18 protein-coding genes and 2 pseudogenes are annotated in these 15,914 nt (G+C 36.6%); 15 read left to right on the plus strand and 5 right to left on the minus strand.

Features of this window, described 5'->3' with window-relative positions; translation table 11 throughout:
* Nucleotides 1-18: 18 nt before the first annotated feature.
* Nucleotides 19-792, minus strand: coding sequence for an acetoin reductase (locus tag BKP57_RS12800; protein ID WP_050349806.1), 774 nt, complete (start codon nucleotides 790-792; stop codon nucleotides 19-21).
* A 1,046-nt stretch (nucleotides 793-1,838) separates the two neighbouring features.
* Here BKP57_RS12800 and BKP57_RS12810 point away from each other — a divergent pair.
* The 4 genes from BKP57_RS12810 to BKP57_RS12825 all read left to right on the plus strand — a co-directional run bounded on the left by BKP57_RS12810 (nucleotide 1,839) and on the right by BKP57_RS12825 (nucleotide 4,878).
* Nucleotides 1,839-2,204 carry a DUF488 domain-containing protein gene (locus tag BKP57_RS12810; protein WP_072741639.1) on the plus strand — a complete coding sequence of 122 codons (366 nt, stop codon included), beginning with the start codon at nucleotides 1,839-1,841 and terminating at the stop codon, nucleotides 2,202-2,204.
* 221 nt (nucleotides 2,205-2,425) lie between these two features.
* Nucleotides 2,426-3,145, plus strand: coding sequence for an ABC transporter ATP-binding protein (locus BKP57_RS12815; RefSeq protein WP_050349808.1), 720 nt, complete (start codon nucleotides 2,426-2,428; stop codon nucleotides 3,143-3,145).
* A 1-nt stretch (nucleotide 3,146) separates the two neighbouring features.
* On the plus strand, nucleotides 3,147-4,202 hold the full coding sequence (locus BKP57_RS12820; RefSeq protein WP_050349809.1) for an ABC transporter permease: 1,056 nt from the start codon (nucleotides 3,147-3,149) through the stop codon (nucleotides 4,200-4,202).
* A gap of 19 nt (nucleotides 4,203-4,221) precedes the next feature.
* Entirely contained in the window at nucleotides 4,222-4,878 is a 657-nt protein-coding gene (locus tag BKP57_RS12825) for a TetR/AcrR family transcriptional regulator (RefSeq protein WP_156875329.1), read from the plus strand.
* Between the two features lie 314 nt (nucleotides 4,879-5,192).
* Here BKP57_RS12825 and BKP57_RS12830 read toward each other — a convergent pair.
* A pseudogene (locus BKP57_RS12830) lies at nucleotides 5,193-5,732 on the minus strand (cysteine hydrolase family protein).
* Between the two features lie 410 nt (nucleotides 5,733-6,142).
* Here BKP57_RS12830 and BKP57_RS12835 point away from each other — a divergent pair.
* Nucleotides 6,143-6,679 carry a hypothetical protein gene (locus BKP57_RS12835; RefSeq protein ID WP_050349810.1) on the plus strand — a complete coding sequence of 179 codons (537 nt, stop codon included), beginning with the start codon at nucleotides 6,143-6,145 and terminating at the stop codon, nucleotides 6,677-6,679.
* A 488-nt stretch (nucleotides 6,680-7,167) separates the two neighbouring features.
* Here BKP57_RS12835 and BKP57_RS12840 read toward each other — a convergent pair whose 3' ends face one another.
* Nucleotides 7,168-7,356, minus strand: coding sequence for a substrate-binding domain-containing protein (locus tag BKP57_RS12840; RefSeq protein ID WP_083547357.1), 189 nt, complete (start codon nucleotides 7,354-7,356; stop codon nucleotides 7,168-7,170).
* Between the two features lie 202 nt (nucleotides 7,357-7,558).
* Between BKP57_RS12840 and BKP57_RS21720 the strand changes: the two are divergent.
* The 10 genes and pseudogenes from BKP57_RS21720 to modB form a co-directional block, all read left to right on the plus strand.
* A pseudogene (locus BKP57_RS21720) lies at nucleotides 7,559-7,701 on the plus strand (IS110 family transposase); the annotation flags it as partial.
* A gap of 417 nt (nucleotides 7,702-8,118) precedes the next feature.
* On the plus strand, nucleotides 8,119-8,289 hold the full coding sequence (locus tag BKP57_RS22140) for a hypothetical protein (protein WP_156875330.1): 171 nt from the start codon (nucleotides 8,119-8,121) through the stop codon (nucleotides 8,287-8,289).
* Between the two features lie 88 nt (nucleotides 8,290-8,377).
* Nucleotides 8,378-8,839 carry a GreA/GreB family elongation factor gene (locus tag BKP57_RS12845; RefSeq protein ID WP_072741640.1) on the plus strand — a complete coding sequence of 154 codons (462 nt, stop codon included), beginning with the start codon at nucleotides 8,378-8,380 and terminating at the stop codon, nucleotides 8,837-8,839.
* A 284-nt stretch (nucleotides 8,840-9,123) separates the two neighbouring features.
* Nucleotides 9,124-9,522, plus strand: coding sequence for a DUF5391 family protein (locus tag BKP57_RS12850; protein WP_072741641.1), 399 nt, complete (start codon nucleotides 9,124-9,126; stop codon nucleotides 9,520-9,522).
* A gap of 960 nt (nucleotides 9,523-10,482) precedes the next feature.
* The gene (gene moaA, locus BKP57_RS12855; protein WP_072741642.1) at nucleotides 10,483-11,493 is read left to right on the plus strand and encodes a GTP 3',8-cyclase MoaA; all 1,011 of its coding nucleotides are present in this window, start codon (nucleotides 10,483-10,485) and stop codon (nucleotides 11,491-11,493) included.
* Between the two features lie 91 nt (nucleotides 11,494-11,584).
* Nucleotides 11,585-11,818: a molybdopterin converting factor subunit 1 gene (gene moaD, locus BKP57_RS12860; protein ID WP_050349818.1), complete on the plus strand. Its 234-nt coding sequence runs from the start codon at nucleotides 11,585-11,587 to the stop codon at nucleotides 11,816-11,818.
* Nucleotides 11,819-11,982: 164 nt separating this feature from the next.
* Nucleotides 11,983-12,579 carry a molybdenum cofactor guanylyltransferase gene (mobA, locus tag BKP57_RS12865; protein WP_050349819.1) on the plus strand — a complete coding sequence of 199 codons (597 nt, stop codon included), beginning with the start codon at nucleotides 11,983-11,985 and terminating at the stop codon, nucleotides 12,577-12,579.
* 16 nt (nucleotides 12,580-12,595) lie between these two features.
* The gene (locus tag BKP57_RS12870) at nucleotides 12,596-13,108 is read left to right on the plus strand and encodes a MogA/MoaB family molybdenum cofactor biosynthesis protein (RefSeq protein ID WP_232231164.1); all 513 of its coding nucleotides are present in this window, start codon (nucleotides 12,596-12,598) and stop codon (nucleotides 13,106-13,108) included.
* A 145-nt stretch (nucleotides 13,109-13,253) separates the two neighbouring features.
* Nucleotides 13,254-14,057 carry a molybdate ABC transporter substrate-binding protein gene (gene modA / locus BKP57_RS12875; protein WP_050349820.1) on the plus strand — a complete coding sequence of 268 codons (804 nt, stop codon included), beginning with the start codon at nucleotides 13,254-13,256 and terminating at the stop codon, nucleotides 14,055-14,057.
* Nucleotides 14,057-14,728 carry a molybdate ABC transporter permease subunit gene (gene modB / locus BKP57_RS12880; protein ID WP_050349821.1) on the plus strand — a complete coding sequence of 224 codons (672 nt, stop codon included), beginning with the start codon at nucleotides 14,057-14,059 and terminating at the stop codon, nucleotides 14,726-14,728. Before modA ends, modB begins: the two co-directional genes overlap by 1 nt.
* A gap of 61 nt (nucleotides 14,729-14,789) precedes the next feature.
* Here modB and moaC read toward each other — a convergent pair whose 3' ends face one another.
* Nucleotides 14,790-15,284 carry a cyclic pyranopterin monophosphate synthase MoaC gene (gene moaC / locus BKP57_RS12885; RefSeq protein WP_050349822.1) on the minus strand — a complete coding sequence of 165 codons (495 nt, stop codon included), beginning with the start codon at nucleotides 15,282-15,284 and terminating at the stop codon, nucleotides 14,790-14,792.
* A 318-nt stretch (nucleotides 15,285-15,602) separates the two neighbouring features.
* Nucleotides 15,603-15,851 carry a hypothetical protein gene (locus BKP57_RS12890; RefSeq protein ID WP_050349823.1) on the minus strand — a complete coding sequence of 83 codons (249 nt, stop codon included), beginning with the start codon at nucleotides 15,849-15,851 and terminating at the stop codon, nucleotides 15,603-15,605.
* Nucleotides 15,852-15,914: the final 63 nt, after the last annotated feature.

The following is a 15,914-nucleotide window of genomic DNA, read 5'->3' on the forward strand; positions in this document are numbered from 1 at the left end:
ATTTGGTGTTATTTTGCTTTATCTATAAACAAGGCCACCATCTGTTAGAATAGTTTGACCTGTAATGTAATCAGAGTCATCTGAGGCTAGGAATGAAACTAAATTCGCAACATCTTCTGGGGTTTGGTAACGTTGTAATGCAATTGCAGAAGAATATTGTTCAAAAGCTTCACCTGGTTTTAAGTTATCGCTATGTTTTACCATTTCTTCGTCAATTCTATCCCACATTTTTGTTTTTGCTATACCAGGGCAGTATGCATTAACGGTGATTTGGTGTTTAGCAAGTTCTTTTGCTGATGAATGTGTAAAGGATCTTACAGCGTGTTTTGTAGCTGAATAAGTGCTTAGCATTTCGTATGATTCATGACCAGCAATACTACAGGCGTTAATGATTTTGCCTTTCGTTTCCTGTTTGATAAATTGTTTTGCAGCTGCTTGGGTACCGAATACAGTTCCATTTACATTGATTTGGAATAAGCGGTTTAGCTCTTCTTCCTCTACTTGTAAGAAAGGTGTGACGGCGTCAACACCGGCGTTATTAACGAATACATCTAATCTGCCGAAATGTTCCACAGTTTCTTTTACTAAATTAAATTGATCTTCTCGCTTGGCGACATTTCCCACAACGCCAATGACGTCAAATCCACTTTCTTTAAACTCTTTCACCGTTTCGTTTAGAACTGGTTCATTAATATCGTGTACGACTACTTTGAACCCGTCTTTACATAAGCGATGTGCAATACCTTTTCCTAAGCCTTCTGCGGATCCTGTAACTATAGCTACTTTCTCCATTTTAAAGCCTCCTAAAAATAAACTTTTATATCCACTTCTTATTGTACCACTATACATACAAAGAGGGTTAGCAAAACATGACAAAATGTGACAATTTATAAATATATAACAGATTTTGCTGGAAAATGGAGTAGTATAAGACTATTATTTAGCGATTTACTATAGTAATTAATTTTGATAGTTCATTATAATAGAATTTAAAATACATATCTGGTAAAAATATACAAAAAGGGAATTCTTATGGTTTAGTTTTTATTATGAGGAAGCTTTAACGAGGTTAATTTATAAATCTTATCTAAAGATATTTGCGTGGATTTTGCTATTTGTTTAATCGAAGACCGGGGGTGTTCCATAATATAGTGGATAATTTTCTCTCTGTCTTCAAGGCATGCAGGACAAAATGAAAGTGGGTTTAATTCCATTGGAACTTCACATAATCGACAATTCCTTACAATTGTTCCCACTTAATTACCCCATAGTAATTTTGTACAAACAGTATATAACAAAAAATAACAGCTGAAAATGTAAGAAAATTTCTAATATAAATGTAAGAGCGTTTAGTATTTGCGAAGAGGGGTGTTTAATGCCGTGGGCGGTATTATAGAAGCAGGGGAAATAAGGGGACATGAGTTTTTTAGATTAATTGGCATTTTAATTTGATTTATAATAGACGTAGAGACAGGTGTTATATCAAGTGGTTGGAAGAAGAATAGGGATATGTAAAGAAACAGCGACAAGAAAATATATAAGTAAATAGATATTTAAACAAACGGCAATAGTTATTACATGAATACGGCATAAAATTTACTTTCTTTTAAAGGGTAAAGTTGGAAATTAAGGGGATGGTATTAGATGGATCAAAGAAGCACTCATTGAATGTACGAAGCCAAAATTTAGATTGGATAACTAAATTCGATGTGTTTTCTATTGTTGCATACTAACATAAGCGAAGTTTAGCGCATGGATGAAATGGCTATAGGAAACTGAAAGAGTTGGGTTTTCCTTAGTGATATTTTCAATTTTTGAGTCAAAAGGGGATGTTTCTCATGTCGATTGTGCTAAAAAGAGTATACGAAGAAGAATCTGAAATAGGTGGTTATCGGATATTAGTTGACCGAGTTTGGCCGCGCGGCATTTCGAAACAACGCGCTAACCTTGATAAGTGGTTGAAAGAACTTGCACTAAGTACATCATTAAGAAAGTGGTTTAATCATGATCCAGACAAATTTAATGCGTTTAGCCAGGCTTATAAAGAAGAGTTAGAACAAAATGAACAGCAAAGAAGTATGTTACAGGACTTACGAGAACTGTCAAAAAATAGAAGCGTTGTCTTATTATACGGATCCAAAGACAGACAATATAACCATGCTGTTGTGTTGAAAGATTTGTTGGAAAAAGGGAGCTGGCTTTAATGCTTACGCATGAGGTTAGTGAGATATAAAGCAACGTGCAAATATAAATAACTCCGTATTATGTTTAACATAGTATGGAGTTATTTATACTTAAAGATGATAGAATTGTTCGTTGCACAGATAAAAGTTTTTATATGACGTATTTTGACTTTATACTTAATTCCTGCTATAAATATAATGAGTAATTACTCACTCAAATTTAGCCAAAGGTGGCGATATCGATGAATGGTACAGTTACCATGGAGGGTGTTAGCAAGAGCTACGGTAAAAGAAATGTTTTACAAAATATTAATTTAACAATAAATGAAAGCAGTATCTATGGGTTAATTGGTCCTTCTGGGGCAGGGAAAACAACACTGGTGAAAATGATTGTGGGTATGGACCAGCCGGATCGTGGCAGCATTTATGTTCTTCAGCAACAAGTTCCAAACTTACAATTACTGCAAAAAATTGGATATATGGCACAATCGGATGCCTTATATTCGGAGTTGACAGGAAAAGAAAATCTACAATTTTTTGCCTCGCTCTTTAAATTGAAAAGAGACGAGATGAAGGAACGGATGACTTATGTAGCAAATTTAGTAAATTTAACGGAAGAATTACCGAAAAAAGTTTCTGCCTATTCAGGAGGAATGAAAAGACGGTTATCACTTGCGATTGCATTAATCCAAAATCCAGCTATCCTTATACTTGATGAACCGACGGTAGGGATTGACCCCGAGTTACGGTATAGCATTTGGAATGAATTAATGCGTTTAAAAAGAGAAGAAGGAAAAACAATAATCGTAACAACGCATGTTATGGATGAAGCAGAAAAATGTGATTGTATTGCAATGATTAGAGAAGGGTCCATTATAACAACAGGGTCACCGCAAGCATTGAAAAACGAATTTGCAGCGGGTCACTTAGATGAAGTATTTTTGAAAGCGGGGCGAATCTAGTATGCGAACAATGGCAATGGTTAAGCGTATTTTTCGGCAAATGTTTAGAGATAAACGAACAATGGCACTGTTGTTTGTCGCACCTTTATTTATATTGACACTTATGTATCTAGTGTTTAATGGAGAACAGGCGGATCCAGTTGTAGGTACAGAAAATGCCAATGAAAGATTCATTGAAAAGCTGAAAGATGCGAATATTAAGGTGAAGGAATTTGCAGATGTAACAGATGAACAGGATTTGGTTGTGGAAGAACAATTAGATGGATTTCTACAAATGGGAGGGGACATACCGAAACTAACGTTACGAAACAATGATCCGTCAACTTCACAAGCGTTGCAGATGAAAGTAAAGCAAATAACGAATGCACTGCAGATGTCTAAGCAATTACAAAAAAATGTAGACATGGAAGAGAACACTTCACTTGATATTGCTTATGTTTATGGAGATGAAGACACAGTGTTTTTTGATGTGCTAGGTCCGATTTTAATTGGCTTTTTTGTGTTTTTCTTCGTGTTTCTTATTTCGGGCATAGGTTTATTAAAAGAGCGAACAACTGGAACATTGGAACGATTAATGGCGACCCCTGTTAAGAGAGGGGAAATTGTTGCTGCTTATCTAATTGGCTTTGGTACATTCGCAGTGTTACAAACCATTATTATTGTTCTTTATGCTGTTAGCATATTAGAAATAGTTTTAATTGGGTCGGTTTGGAATGTACTTCTTATTAATTTGCTGTTAGCAATGGTTGCCTTATCTTTAGGGATTCTACTATCGGCGTTTGCTGAATCGGAGTTTCAAATGATGCAGTTTATTCCGATCATCGTCGTTCCACAAATATTTTTCTCGGGTATTATCCCATTGGAAGGAATGGCTGACTGGCTGCAAGTACTGGCTAAAGGAATGCCTTTATTTTATGCTGCAGATGCTTTGCAAGATGTTATGTATAAAGGCTTAGGATTAGCTGATATAACCGGAGATCTTTATGTATTGATACTTTTTGCCGTTGTTTTAATTATTCTCAATTTGTTTGGATTAAAAAAGTATCGAAAATTATAAAGAATAAAGGAGAAAGAAATTGAAATATAATAACGTATTAGATTCTATGATTGCTCAGGCAAAGAAGACAAAAAAACAGACAGAAAAACAACAGAAAATTGTAGAAACAGCGATTAGGTTATTTGCGGAAAAGGGCTATGCGAATACGTCTACAAGTGAGATTGCTAAACAGGCTGGCGTTGCCGAAGGATTAATATTTAAACATTACGGAACGAAGGAAAATTTATTGCGGTCTGTCATTCTTCCATTTTTTAAGTCATCACTGCCAGACATGGCAGAAGAAGTATTTGCAGAAGTCTTGCCAGCGAAAACAACGTCTTTTGAAGAGTTTTTACGTACATTACTTCATAACAGAATTCAATTCTTTTATGAGAATAAGCAAATTTTACAGGTTGTTATTAAAGAGATAATATATAATGAATCCTTAAAAAAAGAGCTCTTACCTTATTTGGCTGATACAATTCGATTTCGCTTTAAAAATACTATCGAAATGTTTAAAGCGCGGGGAGAGCTAAAAGATATTCCGACAGATGATATTGTCTATTTGCTGCTTCCTGTTTTGGGAGGGTTTATCATCTCGCGTTTTGTCATTGTCGATGTAGATGCGATTCATGAGTCTGAAGTGGAAAAACTAATCGAGTTTATTATGGGTGGAATTCGAAAAAACGAGCATTAAACTGTAATCGTAATTTAATGGGCAATTACGTTCATAAATGTAAGTACATCAAGCTTATTTGCATACTTATACAATAATTGGATGGAATAGATAGCATCACAGATTTTTCGTAGGAATAGAGGTATGACAATTCTCTCTTGTTCATAATTTTCTAACTTCTAAACAAAGGGAAGAAAAGCACCTTAGGTCAAGGTATTTTTCTTCCCTTTATTCAATATTGCTGCACCGTTATAAGTAAGAAGCGAAAGTTCTGCCCGCCCATATGCATAAAAACAAGCCAGTGGTTCAATAAGAGAACTATGAAATCTCATTTATTAGTTGTTTTTCATTATTTTTGCGAACTCTTCATGCAAAGTTGCTAAAGATATAGATATATTGTGTATAGTTTCGGCATCGTAATATTTACCATTTTGATCTGTCAAACCAAAGGCTGCTATTGCATCTGAAATAAGATATGTATTGAAGCCTAAATTACCACTCATTCTTGTAGTTGTAGATACACAATGAGCTGTGGTTAAGCCTGTTATTACCACCGTCGATACATCATTTTGTTTTAGATACTCTTTTAGATTTGTACCAATAAAACCGCTATTTACTTTCTTTGTGAATACTATTTCTTCAATCGTCGGTTCAACCATTTTTTTATTGCAAACCCGGCATTCTTTGGATAAAATACGGAATTAGGTTTATCCGAAATATGTTGAATATGGATTACTTTCCATCCTTTTTTTCTCCATAACGTTAATATTTCACTAATATTTTCTTCGCAATTAAGATTATTTCTTCTCCCCACTTTTTATCATCGAAACTTTTTGTACATCTATGATAATTAATGCTTGATTTCTATTATCCATAAGTCCCCCCCCCCAAGTTTTCTATCTAATTAAAGTATACAGATTTATCACGATTAAATCTTTATTGACGGCTTGATTTCCCCCCCTCATTCAATGTCTCACCAAATAATGAGACATTGAAGCGAATGCTGTTGACTAATGGTTATAGAATTTATTTTATCGCTAGTCGGTATTCCAAATTCGCATAAGAAATATAATGTAAAGCCTATTAAAAGTAGCGACAATAGACACCCCTGTTTTAAGGTTAATGGATTCATCAGTTTCCTTGTTATGGAAATAATTATAGCATCCCTGTGTCATGCATTAGGATTATTCCTAAAATTCCAGCACCAAAACTTTTGCATATACGTGAATGTTTATGAAGTACAATCATATATTGAAAGCAGGACGAGTATAAAGGGGAAATGTAAATGACTATGCCATTAATGATTGTAATAGTAACTGTCATCATTTTATCGGCTTTTGTGATAGGAATTACAATGATATATCGGGATAGGATTGCAAGCATGACTGGCATGATGATTGCGATGGCGCTTGGAATGATTGTTGGGCTTACTATTGGAGTCATTGTTGGCATTTTGTTAATGGGGAATTTATTTTATTCAACAGTAATTTCTATGCTAGTGGGAATAGTAGTTGGTTGCTTAGCAGGAATCCCAGTTAGCTTACTAGCTGTGCTGGATGGAACATTATCGGGTCTGATGGGAAGTATGATGGGGGCGATGTTAGGAGAGATGATCATGCAGGATTATCAAGACCCCTTTATTCGAGTCATGTTTATGATTTTTCTTATGACTATGATTCTAATTTTGTGGGTAATACGACAAACATCAGCAGAAAGTAAAAAGCTGTGGAATCATCCGCTTATATTGCTGATTGCTTTTGTTCTAGTAATAATTGGGTTCAATGAAATAGGACCACTCGTGGCAGTCTCAAATACACATTAACAAATGCATGGGGACAAAAACTGAACAAAGAGATAGATGAAAACAAGATAACTCATTGTTTAAGTTCTTAGCAAAAGAGATTGGAACTAATTATGTGAGTAGATACCAATCTGATAGAAAATTAGTATAATGTTGATGAAAAAACATGAGCGCAGAAAATCTACGCTCATGTTATTTAAAGTTTTAGTTTTATACTATAGGTATAACTCGTTTAACCAAGCAAGTAACTGTCAGGAAGACCTTTACTTCAATCTTGGGAAGTGAAACCCAGAGAGTAAGTAAGAGATCCAACTGCACGTCAAATGCCCAATTCTATTAAATCCCTTTAGGATATATCCTTGTGGTGCTAACATTCAAAGGGGGATGAAGAAACTCCTGCTTCATTGAAGGTTCGCTTTAGGATGTTGTTTAAGTCGGCTTTTGTGAACGAACTTTTAGGTTATAGGCTCAGGTAGCTTCCGCTGCTTAACAGACTGTCGTTTCACTAACTAAGTGGATAGTGTATAATGATGGTCAACTTTTTCCCCAGCTAAAAGCTGGAAGATGACATGTACAGCTAATGAGCCTGCTTCGTATTTTGGTTGTTTAATTTTTGATAGTGGCGGTGAAACATATTCAGCAAGTTGAATATCGTCAAATCCAATAATGGATGGTCCAAGCCGAAGAACTGGAAAAATATTTCAAACTGATGAAATCAAAGTGGAGATTTATTTGTAGAGAGAAGACAAGGTTAATCGCCTTGTCTTTTTTTAAGATAGGAAAGCATTCCTGTAATAAAGCAAAATGAGGATTGAACTAAAAATGCCTCCTTGGTATGATACGAGGTGTCCAAAGCTAAACAGCAAAAATGGACCCTTAAATTAACCAAGGAGGACTATCATGAATTATAAACGAAATGAGAAGATATTACAACTGACAGATGAAACTTTAATTGTGGGTGTTGATATTGCTAAAGAGAAGCATGTTGCTCGCGCTCAAGACAACCAGGAATTCAATTCGGAAAAGCGCTCTACTTTGAGAATAGTTTTTTTGTTCACTTTTCCTTCAAATAAAAATGGAGTAAAGTAACGGTCATAATGATGAGTTAGAACCAATAAGGAAACGATGCCAGATGAACGCCCCCTTCCTTTAAAAATTAAAATTGTGTTAATTTTGAAACGAAAGGAATGGAAACTCGTATACGGAGCGATGAAGGTTATGTATGTGTTTAATACTATTCTGCAGAATGCAGTTTATCAAGTTCGCCTTTGTTGTAGAAAGCCAAGCAGGGGAATCTGATGTGTCCTTGTTAGCAAATCAACCGTAGAAAAAACTACAGCCATGGTTGTATATTAGGAGGATAATGGAAATAATATAATAAGACATAAGCTGCTATTTTTACAAGGTGCTATCATGTTATGCTTAAGGTTAAAAGTCAATAGGTAGGAGATGGATGATCATTGACTAAGAAGCTAGTAGCTATATTGGCAGGATTTTTATTTACCATTGTAATAGTTTCAATTTTAGTTGGTGAACTATTATTGGGTTCTCTCATTGGCTTTGTGATAAGTGTAGCTTTAGTGTATTTATTTTTTAGTACTAATGCAGAAAAAAGCAGGAACGGGACGTGATCTGATTTTGTTGCTATACACTGGAGAGCCGGTTAGTAGCTTGTTTCCCAAACGATATAGTATGCTGTGTTTAGTGGAGGGAACTAATATGAAAAACATACCTGTAACTAAATCAGGATACCTAGAGCTTCAAGAGAAACTAAACTATTTAAAAGCAGTAAAGCTGCAAGAGGTAAATCAACAAGTAAAGGAAGGGCGGGCTTTCTGTCATTTTGATGAAGATCCAGAATTCAGAAAGTCCTTGGAGGAACAAAGTATCATACAGGCACAAATTACTGAATTAGAATCCATACTGGCTCGTGCAGAAATAATGGAAGTAACCAAAAGCGATGTCGTTGAACTTGGTACGTTTGTTACGTTTAAAGAATTACCCGATGGTCTTGAAGAGACATACCAGATTGTTAGTCCTAAAGAGTCAGATCCGCAAAAAGCGCATATCTCCACTAGTTCACCAATTGGAAAAAAATTAATCGGTAATAAAGTAAATGATAAAGTATTTGTAGAAACACCTGCTGGAACAGTGAAGTTGCTAATTACTAAAGTTGATTGATAATAATAAAAGGGGTGAAACCTTCGCCGTTTTTAAGATGCTGTAAGACTCCCCCCTCAGGAGTTAAATAATCTGTACTGCAACAAGTCTAAGTGAGAGATAATAGCATGTATGCCCCATTTTGTAAGCGGCCTTTCGGTCATACCATTACGGTACTAACAAGCCGTGGAGGATAAATGAAAACCTCCGATGATGTAATATTCACTTTATTTAGAAGCCTTTTCTGGTTTTGTTACTATTCAAGAATGCTTTTTTACTTAAAAAATAGATAGGGTGAGCTTTTCGTGAAAAACAAGAAATATTTAATCGCATTAACAATACTTTCTGCTTTTTTATTTTGTGGTTTAATTATTGTTACTTCATTATCACCATTATCCGAACTGGGTGATAATGCAAATCAATTTAACTCCAAAGGTATGTGGCTTTCTATTGCAATGATTCTTATTTTTTATCTAGTACCATTCATATTATATACGGTTGGGTTAAATTGGATGAAAATAGTGATGGCTGTTTTTTGCACAATAGGAATTGTGATGCTTTTGTCAACAATTGTTATGGTTGCAATCATTGGTCTAATTAATGATAATATGTTGCAGTTGAGCAGTGTTATGGTCATTAGTGGAATGGGCGTTTTAGTGAACATCATTTGGTTTTTTGTTGCTTTTCGTGCCAGAGAAAAATAGAAAGTAAGGCCCTCGTCTCAGTTGATAGAGCATACTGAGAATTCGAAGTTGGCCTAGGAAAGGCAGGACAAAGGGGGCTTCTGAAGCCAACATCTTTGGCGATGTAGATATGTAATAGGAAATGTATAATTATAAATATACTATTATTTTCAAGGATGGCAGAAACATAGTTATTTATTTATCTCGTATAAGGTGCTGTAAGATTTCCCGCTTCAGGAATTGGATAACCTGTACTGCAATAATCTAAGTGGGAGATAACAGCACCTAAATTCCTGATTCATTCGCTAACAATCAGTGAGGGATGAATGATAACCCCCACTGATTGAAGATGTACTTTAACTTCCTTCGGTACTAAATTCGAGGTCATTGCTGACACTCTCTGTCGTACTAAGGGGGCTTTTTTTATAGAATAAGAAAGTATAAACTTAGGTGCTTGGAGATAACGAAATAACTGAATAGCCACGTCCGGCTCCATCGCCCAGCAACTAGGCGACTTCACGAATCGCCCTACGATAAGTCATCATCGGTTCGTCGCCTCACCGTGATTCCTTTATCTCAGTTGATTCGTTCCATTCGCTACGTTGCTAAACTGGCGCTTGCGCCTTTGTTCCACTATAGGATAATATAAAATTTTTTTGGTTTATAGTATAAGAAAAACAAAGGCTTCCGCCATAAGACTTGGCGACAAGCCAAGTTTTTCTAATGCACGTATATTTTGTTGGTCTCCTTAAAATTTTCTTCCTTACAGGCATCTCTCTAGGCAGTAGTTGGTGAACATTCGCTCTATATTCTGTTTACGCATCATTTCTAACAGGTTATCTTTCACTAGCACAATACCATGTACTTTTAATAATTTCGGTGGCAGTATTTTTATACGAATAATTCACCAATTTGTAAGGTATTTAGAGCTTGATTCTGTTAGAATGAATCTAAGTAGGAAAGGGAGAAGGAGGGGATTCAATGTCTGTAATCAAAGATAAATTTGGGCGTCCATTGCAAGATTTACGGATTTCTGTTACGGATCGCTGCAATTTTCGCTGCAGATATTGTATGCCACGGGAAATGTTTGGCAAAGATTTTACCTTTATGCCGAGGAAGCAACTGCTTTCATTTGAAGAGATAGAGCGGATCGCGAAAATCTTTGTTCAAATGGGAGTAAGGAAGATTCGATTGACTGGTGGAGAGCCTTTATTGCGTAAAGATTTGCCTGTATTAATTGAAAAATTAGCCTCTATTCCTGAATTAGAAGATGTAGCCCTTACGACGAATGCTTCTCTGTTAGAGCGCATGGCTTGGGAACTAAAAGCTGCAGGTTTGAACAGAGTAAATGTAAGCTTAGATGCTATAGATGATGCCGTTTTTGCCGAAATTAATGATTCCAGCTACAAAACGAACACGGTTTTAAGAGGAATCGATAAAGCCCAGGAAGTTGGGTTAGGCGTGAAAGTGAATATGGTAGTTAAAAAGGGAATGAACGATAACCAAGTAATTCCGATGGCGACCTATTTTAAAGAACGTGGTATTACACTAAGGTTTATTGAATTTATGGATGTAGGTACGACAAATGCTTGGGACTTTAGCCAAGTGATTACGAAAAAAGAACTTTACGATGAATTATCAAAGCATTTTTCGTTAGAAGCTGTGAATTCTGCTTATGTTGGAGAAGTAGCAAAACGATATCGTTATACGGGGTCGGCTACTGAAGTCGGGTTTATCACTTCTGTTTCTGAATCTTTTTGTTCTAGCTGTACTAGAGCAAGGATCGCAGCAGATGGAAAACTGTATACGTGCCTATTTGCATCAGATGGATTAGATTTAAGGAGTATATTACGTTCTGAAACGGAAGATGAAGCAATACGTTCAGCAGTTGTGTGTGCATGGAAGAAAAGAGATGATCGGTATTCTGATGAGCGGACAGAGGAAACAGCAAAAAACAGGAAAAAAATCGAAATGTCTTATATAGGCGGTTAAGTTTTCATTTGAGCACAAAGAACAAAGGCGCAAGCGCCGTAAAATAAATAAGGTGACTTTTAAATGGTGAAGGTAAAGGAGGAAAATCCAATTGATTAATGTTTTATTATTCGCACAGCTTCAGGAGGATTTGGGGACGGATCGATTACAGGTAAATGGGGATGGGATGACTGTTGAGGAATTAAAAAAGCAACTTCAGAAAAGCTATCACTTACCTCAGCTTCAGCAAATGATGACAGCAATTAATGAGGAATATGTAAATGATCAGGAAATGATAAAAGCTGGTGATACAGTTGCTTTTATTCCGCCAGTAAGCGGAGGGTAGAGAATCAAAAGGATAGTTATGAAGACTTTATTTTGGTGTTCGGTTCTCGTATGAGCGGGTGTCCATTTGAACCTAACGATCTTTTTTATAATGCGTGTGAAAAATCGACTGCTTTTAGAGCGGTTTTGCTAGCAAACGATATTTAATCGGAGAGGGGCGCTTTTGTGAAGCACAAAACAACAGGGGCGGTAATTGCAGGAGGTGCCTCCAGAAGGTTTGGCTCCCCAAAAGCATTTGCCAAGAAAGATGGGAAACCTTTTTACCAAATTTCTGTGGATGTACTGCGGCCATTTGTCAAGAAGGTCTGCATGGTTACAAGTCCTGAGTTAGCTTCGTTTTTTCAGCATGACGATATAGGGTTACAGGTGATAGAAGATGTAGCTCGCTATCAGGGGCATGGTCCGCTAGCGGGCATATATACTGCAATGGAGGCTTGTAATACGGAGTGGCTAATCACTTTGCCAGTCGATGTTCCGTTTATGAAGCCGAAGATTTTAGAGATTTTGCTTCACCATGCTTCGAGTAATGTAGAGGCAGTGATCCCAATCGTAGCTGGAAAAATGCAACCACTTGTTGCTCTATTCGATTGCTCCGTAAAAGAACGAATAAAAAACCAGCTCGATCAGGGAGAGCGAAGAATGGATCAACTGTTAGAAAAAATAAATACGCATTATGTGGAATTAGATGATGTAGAGGCATTCTTAAATATAAATCGGCAAATTGAATACAAAAAATATGTTGGAGAGACAGAAAATACTTAGACTGGAGGTGCTAACATTGCTGCGTGATCATAGAAAATCTTCACCAAAAGCAGTTACATGTGCCATTTTGACGGTCAGCGATACAAGGAATAAAGAAACAGATAAAAGTGGAAAGCTTATAAAGTCGTTTCTGGAAAAAGAAGGTCACGCTGTTCATGCATATGATGTTATTCCAGATGAAAAGGCGGATATTCAGGCTTATTTAAATAATTATGGAAAAGAAGTGGAAGCTGTTATCATTAATGGAGGAACAGGGATTTCACATCGAGATGTTACGATTGAAGCTGTTAAGCCATTATTAGAGAAAGAATTAACAGGCTTCGGTGAGCTGTTTCGAATGCTCAGCTATCAATTGGATATTGGATCGGCAAGCATTTTATCAAGAGCGATAGCTGGAGTATCTCAAAACCGGATTGTTTTTGCCATTCCTGGTTCCAGTGGGGCGGTAAGATTAGCCATGGAAAAGCTTATTCTTCTAGAACTGCGGCATTTGGTAATGGAAGTGAGGAAAGATTTAGAGCGAAAATGAAACTTAACTTCTTTCATTCGTGTAAATAAAAACGGTGATCAATTACAGTGGTTTCTGCTTAACAGGAATTGTTCTTTCTGTTTTCTACTAATAGAACCACTGGGAATGATGATAATTTAGATACGGAACAAAAGGATGAAGCAACGTGAAAAAAACAATTATATTCATTTTCGTAGTGATGCTGTTGTTTTTAACGGCTTGTGGAACTTCATCGAAGACAAGTTCTAAAGCTGATAAACCTGTAGAGCTTACTGTTTCTGCAGCATCTAGTATGATGGACGTATTAATGGATGTAAAAGAAAAATTTGTTGCAGAGAACCCGGAGATTGATGTGACATTTAATTTTGGTGGTACAGGGGCGTTACGTAAGCAAGTTGAACAAGGAGCGCCAATTGATGTCTTTTTTTCGGCTTCCAAGCAAGATTATGAACAGTTAATGGAGGAAGGCTTTATTGATCGAGGTAAGGAGTTACTACAAAATCAATTAATTGCTATCAAGCAAAAAGAGGTGCCTTCCCAATCTCTAGCAGATTTCATTGAAACCGAACAAAAACTTGCTATTGGTACGCCAGAAGCAGTTCCAGCAGGATTTTATGCCCAAGAAGTGTTAAAAAATATGGATGTCTGGGAGAATCTTCAAGGGCGACTGGTATTTGCTAAAGATGTATCCCATGTCCTTCAGCTAGTGAAAGATAATGCTGTTGCTGCAGGCATTGTCTATAGTAGTGACCTTCATCGTGTAAACGGAGTAGAGGTAATGGAAGAGATTGATCCTAAGTTACATACACCTATATCCTATTACGTAGCGATGATCGAAAATGGAAATGAGCAATCCGCGAAGAAGAAAGAAGCAGCTCAACAATTTTATAATTATGTGCAAAATGAAACGAGTAGAGAGCTGTTTAACCAATTTGGTTTTGTTATTAGTAATAAGTTGGTGGGTGATTAATGGCTTGGTCATGGCATCCTGTTCAGCTTTCACTTGTCGTAGCTAGTATAGCTACAGTTATCGTATTTGCTTTTGCGATTATATCTGTATTCTGGATGACAGAAAAAAATGTTAAAGGGCGAGCGATCATTGAAACTATCGTTTTCTTGCCGCTTGTGTTACCGCCGACAGTAATCGGGTTTCTACTAATTATGATTTTCGGTAACAACAGTTTTGTCGGGCAAGCCATTTCCTTGCTACGTGGGCAAACGATACTATTTACGGTCACTGCGGCAATTATTGCTGCCAGCGTTGTTGCTTTCCCACTCATGTATCAATCACTTAAAACAGGATTCCAAATGGTTGACGATAATATTCGCGGCGCGGCCAAGGTAGACGGAGCGTCGAGTTGGAAATTGTTATTTTTCATTACAATTCCATTATCTTACCGGTCCATTGCGACTGGGTTTATTTTAAGCTTTACGAGGGCGTTTGGCGAGTTTGGAGCAACGCTAATGTTTGCTGGGAATATTCCGGGGAAGACACAAACCATCCCAACCGCAATTTATCTTGCAATTGAATCGGGAAAAATAGAAATCGCAGCCTATTATGCGCTTATCAGTATTGGTTTTTCGTTTGTTTTATTATTCTTAATGAACGGATTAACGAGAAATAAAGAGCATAAAAAATAGCAGGGAGAAAATTATCCCTGCTACGTGAACAATATTTCCGCTTTACTGATGTAATACGTAGCTAGTTTGTGCCCCTATGATAATCGCCGCTTTTGCCACCGCTTTTTTCTTGCAAAAAGGTTGGTCCAATCGTCATCCCTTTATCGATCGCCTTACACATATCATAAACAGTTAATGCTGCGGTGGCGGCTGCGGTTAACGCCTCCATTTCTACTCCTGTTGGACCGACTGTTTTAACCTCAGCTTGGATAACTAACTGATACATATCATATGCATCTAACTCAACCCAAGTAAATGAAAGGTCTACACTGCTAATCGGTATCGGATGACACATCGGAATGAGGGATGATGTTTGCTTTGCTCCCATGATACCAGCTATTTGAGCTACCCCCAGTACATCTCCCTTTTTATTCTTTTGTTCGACAATATTTTCATAAACCATTTTATTCATATTTACACTTGACCGGGCGATTGCCTTTCTTTCACTTTCATTTTTTTCAGAAATATCAACCATTTTAGCCCTTCCATGTTCATTGAAATGTGAGAAGTCTGCCATGCTGTCACCTGCTTTCTTTGTTAAAAAGAGTGATTCTGTATCACTATTTTACCATTCTATCCTCCTAAAATGAAATTATAGCTATTGTCTATAGTAGTGCATTTCTTGTAATGATAAGCCTCATATCTCTTTACCTATTAGCCGATTTTAGCAAAAATGATCAGCCAATAGACTGATAGCTATATTTTTATTTATCCACCATTGTTGGTTTTTTCGCTTACATATTTCAGAATTATTTAAGAGTTTCATAAGCGAGGGCTTAGAATTACTGCATATGATGTAAGCGGATGAATAATGGAAGGGGGGGCACTCCCCCGTCTATTTATTTTTTCGTCTAAATTTATTTCTCCATCTACTTAATCTTTCTTTCAATGATTCTTCTGTTGCTGCAAAAAAAATACCCATTATAAAGAGGAAGCCTGCGCCCATAACAGTACCGATCCCGATGCCTGTTATATAGCTTCTGTCACTTATAAAGAAACCATATAAAAATATTAAAATCCCGATAGTTAAAACGATTGCTCCAGTATACTTAACAGCTCGTATCATCTTTCGCCGCTTTTTCATTGTTGTTACCTCCAATCATGTATACGTACTGTATTACAGTTTGAATTTTCCCATAATAATTAC

The organism is Virgibacillus sp. 6R (assembly GCF_001895305.1).
GTDB classification, from domain to species: domain Bacteria; phylum Bacillota; class Bacilli; order Bacillales; family Amphibacillaceae; genus Virgibacillus; species Virgibacillus pantothenticus.